The sequence below is a fragment of the Neptunomonas phycophila genome (assembly GCF_001922575.1).
Lineage (GTDB): Bacteria > Pseudomonadota > Gammaproteobacteria > Pseudomonadales > Balneatricaceae > Neptunomonas > Neptunomonas phycophila.
Genome location: NZ_MRCI01000001.1, coordinates 2,112,703 through 2,121,926, shown reverse-complemented (window position 1 = coordinate 2,121,926; position 9,224 = coordinate 2,112,703). Strand labels below are relative to the sequence as shown.

At 45.0% G+C, this 9,224-nt stretch carries 7 protein-coding genes and 1 riboswitch; of the genes, 2 read left to right on the top strand and 5 right to left on the bottom strand.

The features are described from left to right. Positions 1-244 precede the first annotated feature (244 nt). Positions 245-751 (top strand): flavodoxin, encoded by a 507-nt coding sequence (locus tag BS617_RS09605; RefSeq protein WP_075172597.1) that lies wholly within the window; start codon positions 245-247, stop codon positions 749-751. 83 nt (positions 752-834) lie between these two features. Here the strand turns inward: BS617_RS09605 and BS617_RS09600 are convergent, their stop codons facing one another. Beyond that, positions 835-1,797 (bottom strand): carbohydrate porin, encoded by a 963-nt coding sequence (locus tag BS617_RS09600; protein ID WP_075172596.1) that lies wholly within the window; start codon positions 1,795-1,797, stop codon positions 835-837. A 471-nt stretch (positions 1,798-2,268) separates the two neighbouring features. After that, entirely contained in the window at positions 2,269-4,488 is a 2,220-nt protein-coding gene (locus tag BS617_RS09595) for an NADP-dependent isocitrate dehydrogenase (RefSeq protein WP_212667423.1), read from the bottom strand. Positions 4,489-4,808: 320 nt separating this feature from the next. On the opposite strand from BS617_RS09595, the gene pyrC reads away from it, so the two are divergent. After that, positions 4,809-5,843, top strand: coding sequence for a dihydroorotase (pyrC, locus tag BS617_RS09590; RefSeq protein WP_075172594.1), 1,035 nt, complete (start codon positions 4,809-4,811; stop codon positions 5,841-5,843). Between the two features lie 7 nt (positions 5,844-5,850). Here pyrC and BS617_RS09585 read toward each other — a convergent pair whose 3' ends face one another. The 3 genes from BS617_RS09585 to thiB all read right to left on the bottom strand — a co-directional run bounded on the left by BS617_RS09585 (position 5,851) and on the right by thiB (position 9,099). Next, positions 5,851-6,483 carry an ATP-binding cassette domain-containing protein gene (locus tag BS617_RS09585; protein ID WP_075172593.1) on the bottom strand — a complete coding sequence of 211 codons (633 nt, stop codon included), beginning with the start codon at positions 6,481-6,483 and terminating at the stop codon, positions 5,851-5,853. Next, positions 6,470-8,140: an ABC transporter permease subunit gene (locus BS617_RS09580; RefSeq protein ID WP_249263591.1), complete on the bottom strand. Its 1,671-nt coding sequence runs from the start codon at positions 8,138-8,140 to the stop codon at positions 6,470-6,472. The genes BS617_RS09585 and BS617_RS09580 overlap by 14 nt, the downstream gene beginning before the upstream one ends. After that, entirely contained in the window at positions 8,119-9,099 is a 981-nt protein-coding gene (thiB, locus tag BS617_RS09575) for a thiamine ABC transporter substrate binding subunit (protein ID WP_075172592.1), read from the bottom strand. The genes BS617_RS09580 and thiB overlap by 22 nt, the downstream gene beginning before the upstream one ends. Continuing rightward, a riboswitch (TPP riboswitch) is annotated at positions 9,094-9,200 on the bottom strand. (Overlaps the previous gene by 6 nt.) Between the last annotated feature and the right edge of the window lie 24 nt (positions 9,201-9,224).

Genomic DNA, 9,224 nt, shown 5'->3' with positions numbered 1-9,224 from the left:
TATATTTGTGTTAAAAACATTCGCAATAAATGCGAATTATTATTATTTGCATTGCTTGTTTGGTTGCTCTAAAATTTTGATCATTGTTAGCGCGCTTAATAAAATGGAGTTATAAAGTGAGTAAAGGAGCTTCTTCAACCAGTCTCTCAGTGTTTTTATTGTCTGTTTTATTGAGTGGCATCGCCTTATCACTACTACTGACCTCTCCTTGGTCGTAGTCATTTTTAAGAATTCGAGGAAATAAATGATTGCTGTAATTTATGGCTCAACAACGGGTAATACTTCTGATATTGCTGTCAAAGTGGCAGAGATGTTGGGAGATGAGAATACTGAGCTATTTGATGTGAAAGATGTCGGATTAGAAATTATAGATGCTTTTGATCAATTTATATTTGCTATACCGACATGGGATTACGGTGAGGTACAAGAAGACTGGGAAGAGGTATGGGAAGATGTTGACCTATACGATTTTTCAGGAAAGACGGTTGCATTTATAGGTTTAGGCGACCAGCTAGGCTACGCAGAATGGTTTGTTGATGCGATGGGTATGTTGCACGACAAAATTGTTGCCAAAGGCGCTGATGTGGTAGGTCATTGGCCTGTCGATGGCTACGAGTTTGATGAGTCTAAAGCATTAACGGCTGACAAGAAGTCTTTTATTGGGTTAGCGCTTGATGAAGATACTCAAAGAGACCAAACGGCTGAGCGTTTAGAAGCTTGGTGTGCTCTTGTTAAGCCTGCTTTTCTGTAGTTTTCTATTGTGTAAATGACATAAAAAAGAAAAGGCTTGCAGGAAGGGGGGCTGCAAGCCTTTTCTATCATCCCTGTAAAGGGTTAGAACGCGTAATTAAAGCGAACACGTAGAGCGTTCGACTTATCATCGCTACCTGCATTTTTGGCTTTTGACATAGAGCCGGCAAAGGTTACGCTTGCATTTTCCATATCAAAAATTTGTACAGTGTACGCAGCGTATAATGTATCCAGCTTCATGTCGTCGCTAGAACCTACTTCTTCGTTCGAATGGATATAGCCCAAACCGAATGGTCCATAAGTCATGTTTGCAGCAAATGATGTAATTTTAGCGTCGGCCTCATCGTCTTTTAAATGAGCAACTGCAAGGTTGACGAAACCATCACCCATGTTGATACCGGTGTTGATACCGTAGCCCGTTTTGTCGACTTCACCACCGCCCACTAGGTCGTATTTCACTTTCTCCATACCTGCCGTAACCCGAATGTTAGGGTACGAGAAAGAGATAGCAGGGCGTATGCCAGAGATGGCCGTGCCATTATCACCGGCCGTATCTGTATCGCCGTAAATGCTGGCTAATTCAAAACGGATCTCGTTGGTTGGGTTGTAATGGAAAGCAATTTGGCCGCCATCATCGCCCGCACGCCCACGCACTAAGTTTGCTTCATAAACTTGGACGCCGCCCGCTTTAGTGACGACGGTATCTTTTCCTAGAGGAAATAAGTTTACGGCTTCAAAGCGACCAAAGAGGGCGTCCCATTTAGAGTTACCTATCTGGAAATATACATCTTGGATGTCAACGTTATCGTCGCCATCTGTTCTTAGGCGAACAACACCTACCGCTTTTGCGAAATAATCGCCATGAGTTGTCATGCCCATGGCACCCAACTCTACATGACCATTTTGATCGTATTGGCGTTCTCTTTCAGCAGAATCAAATGTATCGATGTCGAGCTCTAAGCTGGCGTTCAGTTCTAATTGTGCGTTGGCGGCGCCAGAGGCGCAAATTGCAGCAATAGTGGTAGCAAGCAGAAGACGTTTTTTCACAATATATACCTTTTTATTATATTTTTGATAAATCTAAACCAATGTTTGATTGTTGGTTTTTCTATTATGAAGCTGGCCAGCTCGTGAACTAATAGAACATTTTGTTTTTATTTTCGCAATAGTCTGTTGCGCAGAATGGATATTCCTAAAATGTAGTTATATAAACAAAAAAAGTTATATATGGTAAGTTGTTGATTTTAAAGGATGTAAAGAGAGTGCTTTTGAGGGTTTTTAATATACAAAGTGTATTTAATGAATAATTTTAAAGTTAAAATGTATCTTTATTACGGAAGAAAAGTACATGGTGCTGTTTTTAAAGGGGTTTCTATGGGGTAAACGGGGGTGGTTATGAGGGGGATGATAGTTGATTTTTGAAGAAATTTACTAAAACTACATTTTTGCGTAATAAATAAAAAACCCGGGGCAGGCCCGGGTTTTATTTTAAGCGCTTTGGTTTATGCTATTTGTGCATTATTTCGCCGCAAGCGCTGCATTCAATGTCGCGCTAGGGCGCATTACTTTCTTAACATTGTCGCGGTTAGCATGGTAGTAACCACCTAATTCAGCAGGTTTACCTTGTGCAGCTGCTAGCTCTTGAACGATTTGTTCTTCATTCTCGCTTAGCGTTTTAGCCAGTGGAGCAAACTCTGCTGCTAAAGCGGCATCTTCAGTCTGGTTAGAGACTTCCTCAGCCCAGTATAAGCCCAGGTAGAAGTGGCTGCCGCGGTTGTCCAGCTCGCCAGTGCGACGTGATGGCGACTTGTTATTGTCGAGTAGCTTTTCAGTTGCTTTGTCTAGGCACTTCGCTAAGATTTTGGCGCGTGGGTTGTTCTCTTTGATACCCAGCTCTTCCAACGACACAGCAAGCGCTAAGAATTCACCTAACGAATCCCAACGCAGGTGGTTTTCTTCTTCAACTTGCTGAACGTGTTTAGGGGCAGAACCGCCTGCGCCTGTTTCGTACATGCCGCCACCGTTTAACATAGGGACGATGGATAGCATTTTAGCGGATGTGCCTAATTCCATAATCGGGAATAAGTCAGTTAGGTAATCACGCAGTACGTTACCTGTTACCGAAATAGTATCTTTACCACGGATTAAGCGCTCCATAGAGTAACGAATTGCTTCGTTGTAACCCATGATATGCAAACGCAAACCATCAGTATCGTGCTCTTTAAGGTAGTGCTCTACTTTCTTTTTCAGTTCCATGTCGTGAGCGCGCTCAGAGTCTAACCAGAAGATCGCTGGTGTGTCTGATTGGCGAGCACGAGTAACAGCTAGTTTAACCCAGTCACGTACGGCCACATCTTTTGTTTGGCATGCACGCCAGATGTCACCATCTTGTACTTCGTGTTGCATTAGTACGTTGCCATTAGCGTCAACAACGCGCATGGTTCCGTCTTCTGTCATTTCAAACGTTTTATCGTGTGAGCCGTATTCCTCTGCTTTTTTAGCCATCAAGCCCACATTAGGTACAGTACCCATAGTTGTTGGATCGAATGCACCGTTTGTTTTGCAGAAGTTGATCATTTCTTGGTAGATGCGTGCGTATGTACTTTCAGGCATTACCGCTTTTGTATCTTTAGGCTTGCCATCTGGGCCCCACATCTGACCAGAGCTACGGATCATTGCAGGCATAGAAGCATCTACGATTACATCACTTGGAACGTGCAGGTTAGTGATACCTTTTACGGAATCAACCATTGCCAACTCAGGGCGGTGCATGTAGCAAGAGTGGATATCTTCAAGAATTTCCTGACGCTTAGACTCAGGCAATGTTTTGATCTTGTCATAAACGCTACCTAAACCGTTGTTCGGGTTAACGCCCAGTTGATCAAATAGCTCACCGTGCTTATCGAATACTTCTTTGTAGAAGACACGAACCGCGTGACCGAAAACGATAGGGTGAGAGACTTTCATCATGGTCGCTTTAACGTGTAAAGACCACATTACGCCAGATTCTTTAGCGTCGTTCAGGCTTTCTTCAAAGAAGTCTTGCAGTGCTGCACAGCTCATGAACATGCTGTCGAACACTTCGCCTTCTTCTAGAAAGAGTGATTTTTTCTTAGTCACTTCACCCGTTTTGGAAACGAATTCGATGGTTACTTCGCCTTCTTTTTCCATGGTGATGGATTGTTCGCTAGAGAAGAAGTCGCCGCCGCGCATGTAATCCGCATGTGTACGAGAAGCCTTGCTCCATTTGCCCATTGAATGAGGGAACTTGCGCACGAAAGCTTTTACAGCTGCTGGAGCACGACGGTCAGAGTTACCTTCGCGCAATACTGGGTTTACAGCTGAGCCTAAGATTTTACCGTAACGCTCACGGATCGACTTTTCTTCGTCCGTAGCAGGTGCTTCTGGCAAATTAGGAATGTTGTAACCTTGAGATTGTAGTTCAGCGATACAGGCTTTTAACTGAGGAACTGATGCGCTGATGTTAGGTAGCTTGATGATGTTTGCATGTGGATCTTGGGTCAGCTCGCCAAGAAACGCCAAGCCGTCTTCTACACGTTGCTCTTCAGTGAGCAACTCGGGGAAAGCAGACAGTACGCGGCTAGCCAGAGAGATGTCGGTAACTTGAACATCGATATCAGCAGCTTTAGTGAAAGTACGTACGATAGGTAGAAGAGAGCAGGTAGCCAGAGACGGCGCTTCGTCGGTAAGGGTGTAGTAAATTGTTTGTTTGGTCATTTTCATCCCCGAAATTTTTTAGCTGGATCGCCAAAGACTTGATGATGAGGCAACTTGTGATCACCTCGTTCCACAAATCAAGCCATTTTTAACGGATCCATTATACCGAAAGTGTGAGCCTTGTAATACGCTGGACCTATGCACTAAAGGATAATGAACCCCTAATTCTTGTAAAAAAATTACAAAGCGACCACATTCTAAACACTCTTGGAAGGATATTCACCTGATAATCGTGCCACAAACAGGTAATCGCGCTGTTTTCTGAATCAGCGTATACTATATGTTGTAATTTTCACTACGTATTTAAAGACGGAAGCCCGATGACCACACTAACGATCCAGACTCCTGATGATTGGCACTTACACTTGCGTGATGGCGATATGTTGCCAGAGACGGTTGCGGCAACAGCGCGTTGTTTTCAACGTGCGATTATTATGCCGAACCTAGTACCGCCAGTAACAACGGCGGAAATGGCTCTGGATTATAAGCAGCGTATCTTGAGTGCAAGGCCAACGGGTTCATCGTTTGAGCCGTTGATGACTTTGTTTTTAACGAATCAGACTTCCGCTGAAGAAGTGCGGGCTGCTAAAGCGGCCGGTGTTGTTGCTGCTAAAATGTACCCAGCGGGAGCAACGACAAATTCAGCTTCGGCGGTGAGTCAGCTGGAGGCTTTGTACCCTACCTTTGAAGTCATGCAAGAAATAGGCATGTTGCTATTGGTGCATGGCGAAGTGACGGATGCACATATTGACATTTTTGATCGTGAAAAAGCTTTCATCGACCAAAAACTGGTTTATATCACTGAGCAGTTTCCTGATTTGAAAGTCGTTTTTGAGCATATAACAACTGGAGATGCCGCCCAATTTGTCACCGGTGCATCAGATAATGTGGCAGCGACTATTACCCCTCAGCATTTAATGCTTAACCGTAATGATTTATTAGTCGGAGGCGTTAAGCCACATAACTATTGTTTACCTGTTTTAAAGCGCAGCACGCATCAACAGGCTTTGCGCGATGTTGTTAAAACAGGCTCTTCTAAGTTTTTCTTAGGGACTGACTCAGCTCCGCATGCCAAGGACGCCAAAGAAAATGCCTGTGGTTGTGCCGGGTGCTACAGTGCGTGGAGTGCTGTGGAGTTATATGCTCAGGTGTTTGAAGAATTAGACGCTTTAGACAAGCTAGAAGGTTTTGCGAGCCATCATGGTGCCGACTTCTATGGGCTTGCGCGTAACAAAGGGACGATCACACTAGTTAAAGAAGAATGGACAATCCCTGATGAGATTATCCTACCTAACGGGAAACCTATCGTGCCATTCTATGCAGGCAAAACGGTTAACTGGAAAGTAAAAGTGTAAGCCGCCGTTACGCTTTAGCCGTATCGAGCGGTGCTCCAGGGTAGTGCAATTCGATACGGCGATCCGCTACACGCTCTACATCTTCATGCTGATGAGTAACCAGCAACACAGTCTTTTTCGCTGACTTAGCTATTTCTCGTACCCAATTTCCAGCTAACTCGCGGGTGGCAGGGTCTAGCTCGGCAAATGGTTCGTCTAACAAGATGATTGGCTCTGGCCGCAATAGTGTCCTAAGCAGGCCAATGCGTTGGCGTTGGCCACCGGAAAGCTGATGGGGCATTTTGGTTAAATGCTCACTGACACCTAATGTGAGTGCCGAATGTTTAATCAGATGCTCAGGGGCTTCTTGGTCGAATCCAAGGCGTAAATTGTCCATTACCGTTAGATGCTCAAACAAATTGTGATCTTGGAAAAGCATAGCCACTGGCCGTCTATCAACAGGCAGTGCTGTTAATTCAGTGTTGTCCCAAACAATCTGTCCTTCATCAGGTGCTATAAAGCCAGCAATAACATTCAGCAAGGTGGTTTTGCCAACTCCACTGGCTCCTTGAATGGCGACAATCTCTTTGGCTTTTACTGAAAAATGATAATGCAGCGGGTAGCCATCTAAGGTGACGTAAACATGATTAAGGTTCAGCATCTGTTGAGGGCTCCACTGATGATATGGCTGTGCGGTTAGCAACGAGTTGTAATAGCCATAAAGCCCCCGCGCAGACTAATAATAAAAGTAATGAAGCGGCACTGGCTTCAGGAATCCGGTATGTACCTGCTAGGCTATAGATAAGCCAAGGAAGTGTGCTCCAATCACTAGGTCCAAATATGGCGAATATAGCAACATCGCCTGCAGCCAGCACAAAGACAAGGCTAGCCGCTGAAATAAAGCTGGGTCTAATAAATGCCCATTCTATTTTCCAGCGTTCCCAAGTGTTGAGCTTTAATGACAAGCAAAGGCGGTCGTATTGTTGGTCAAACTGTATAAGTCGAGGCTTGAGCTTTTGAAATGCAAAAGGCACTAATACTGCTGAATTTAACAGAATGACCACAATAATACCCCAGCGGTCCAGATCAACACGCGGTAGTAAAAAAACGAATAGACCAACCGATATAACCATAGCAGGTGCAAACAATTGATGAGTTGCCACCTGCTCCAAGAGTTTGACCCGCATTGATCGTTTTTGCTTGAGTTGGCTGCGAATGGGTTGGAGAAGCGTATACGCCATTACTAAGCTGATTGATGCTGATGTCATCCCCAACCCTATACTGAGTAATAAGGGTTGCATGACTAAACGCCATATATCAGCCGTGAAAAACAACGAGATGCTGGGTAAAAGTGCAACGTAAGGCAGCAGTAAAAGAATGCCCATGCCGCACAGAGCAAGTAAGCGTAGACGAGAACCTTGGCTCGTTAGCGGGTAGGGGCGAGTGGTTTGGTTAATTACTTCATGGCTTTGCCAGACAGGAGTTCCCATAGCGGAAAAACAAGCATACAAACCGCCAGCAATCAGGAGTTGACTCCAGGCAAGAGTCAGCGCTTCGGAGATATTAAAGTCATATTTTAATGCTTGGTAAACAGCGACTTCTAATGTTGTGGATTGTGGCCCACCGCCTAATGCTAAAACGACCGCAAAACTGTTAAAACACAGTACAAATATAAAGCCAAACAACATCAGCCCTGCAGACTGAATCACAGGCTTCTCGATAATGACAAATCGTTGCCAAGGCGAGAGTTTGAGTTGTTTGGCTAATCGCCAACTGGTGTCAGGAATCGTGGCAAGCTGTTGGTGAATAATACGAATAGCGAAGGGCATATTCATAAAAAGATGAGCAAGTAGAATCCCGTTTAGCCCGTAGAGGTTCCAACTGTAGTCCTCTACTAAGGACTCTATGTAGGGCGTAAGCCAACCTGATCGCCCCAGTAATGCGACTAATCCTGTGACAACCACCAACGTGGGTGTCACAAAACAGAGTAGGCATAAACCTAAAAATATATTCTTAAAGCGTTGAGCATTGAGTTGGTTAAGCGCTCTAGCAATAGGTATAGCGAATAGAACAGAGGCAAAGCTACTAATGGTTGATTGTTTGAGCGTAAATCCAAGAACCCCTAGGAAGTAACTATCAGTTAACAGCTGCCAATCAGCAGAATCACCCTCAAAGCTCATTAACCCATAGAAGGCGAGTAAGGTGACTAAGAGAGTAACCGGATAGCTCAACCAACACAGTTGGCTGAGCGAAAACAAGCCTATTTTCTTGGCTGGTGAAGTTTTACCGAGCGTCATTATTGAGCAGATGACCGCCATGTACTGATCATAGCTTTGCGTTGTTCAGCCACTTGTGCCGGGGTGAAGTTCAAGCGCTTAGGCGTAATTAATGATGAGAACGGCGCTGGGAGTTCTACATTATCAATAACAGGCAACATCCAGTTGGTGGTAGGGATAATGTGTTGTGCCTCGGGCGAGATCAAAAATGACAAGAACTGTTTAGCGAGTTCAGGATTGTCGCTGTATTGACTGATTGCCGCGACCTCAACCTGCGCTATATGGCCTTCATCAAAAAGCGCGGCTTTGTATTTGCTTTCTCCATCCACTACAGCGTGATAGGCCGGTGACGTGTTATAACTGAGCACATAATCGGCCCCGCCTTCTAAGAACATGCTGTATGCTTCCCACCATCCTTTGGTAACCGTTACTGTGTGCTTGGCTAATTCTGCCCATGCGCTGGCAGCCTCATCACCGTACACTGCGTTCACCCAAAGCATTAAACCCTGACCCGGTGTGCTGGTGCGTGGGTCTTGGTAAATGACGCTGGCGTTAGAGCTAATCAACGCCTTTAGCGAGTCAGCAGGCTGCGCGATTTTGCTACTATCGTAAATAAACGAAAAGTACCCATAATCGAATGGAACGAAATCTTCGTCATCCCAAGCAAGAGCAGAGGTTAAGCTTGATAGGTCAACACCGTGCGCCTGAACAAGGCCTTCATCACGCGTAACTTGAGTGAGTGAGTCATCTAACCCGAGCAACACATCCGCTTTGGTTGATGCTTTTTCGATGCGAGCACGATTAAGAATGCTGACTCCATCGTCTACCGCAATAAACTCGATGTCGCATTGGCACTGAGCCTCAAAGCTTTTTTCGAGCTGCGGCCCAGGTCCCCACTCAGAATTGAATGAGTCATAGGTGTAAATGGTTAAATCGGCCGCAAAACATGATGAGGTAAGCAAAGCAGAGGCGGCGAGTGTAAACAGAGATGTTCTTTTCATAAATATCCTATTCCCTACGACGGTATTAACCGTGTCAGGTTCAGCGGGTAAGATCTCAGCCAATGAGTTAGTATCTTCATTTGGCACCCCGATAAGTGGACCGCTAGTGTACCATAACTGCTAAA